This window comes from Anoxybacillus sp. MB8 (genome assembly GCF_011006755.1).
In the GTDB taxonomy this organism is placed as follows: domain Bacteria; phylum Bacillota; class Bacilli; order Bacillales; family Anoxybacillaceae; genus Anoxybacillus; species Anoxybacillus gonensis.
In genome coordinates this window covers 1-466 of record NZ_RXXX01000132.1, presented here as the reverse complement: position 1 = coordinate 466, position 466 = coordinate 1, and the positions used below count along the sequence as shown (strand labels likewise).

General features: G+C 55.8%; 4 tRNA genes and 1 rRNA gene. All 5 read right to left on the bottom strand.

The features are described 5' to 3' along the window. Positions 1 to 15: 15 nt before the first annotated feature. Positions 16 to 91 (bottom strand) — tRNA-Val (locus EKC99_RS15525). Between the two features lie 6 nt (positions 92 to 97). Beyond that, positions 98 to 169, bottom strand: a tRNA-Glu gene (locus EKC99_RS15520). A 21-nt stretch (positions 170 to 190) separates the two neighbouring features. Beyond that, positions 191 to 281 (bottom strand) — tRNA-Ser (locus tag EKC99_RS15515). Positions 282 to 286: 5 nt separating this feature from the next. After that, positions 287 to 361, bottom strand: a tRNA-Asn gene (locus EKC99_RS15510). 8 nt (positions 362 to 369) lie between these two features. Continuing rightward, positions 370 to 466 (bottom strand): 5S ribosomal RNA (gene rrf / locus EKC99_RS15505); the annotation flags it as partial.

Sequence of the window (466 nt, the reverse complement as noted above, 5' to 3'; positions counted from 1 at the left end):
CGCGATAATAACATATGGTGGAGGATGACGGGATCGAACCGCCGACCCCTTGCTTGTAAGGCAAGTGCTCTCCCAGCTGAGCTAATCCTCCAAAAGATGACCCGTACGGGATTCGAACCCGTGTTACCGCCGTGAAAGGGCGGTGTCTTAACCACTTGACCAACGGGCCATATATCATTTCCTAAGTGGCTGGCGGAGAGCAAGGGATTCGAACCCTTGAGACGCTCATCACGTCTACACGATTTCCAATCGTGCTCCTTCGACCACTCGGACAGCTCTCCGTAAATGGCTCCGCAGGTAGGATTCGAACCTACGACCGCTCGGTTAACAGCCGAGTGCTCTACCACTGAGCTACTGCGGAATAATCTTGCCCGGCAACGTCCTACTCTCGCAGGCGGTGTCCCGCCAACTACCATCGGCGCTGGAGAGCTTAACTTCCGTGTTCGGGATGGGAACGGGTGTGACC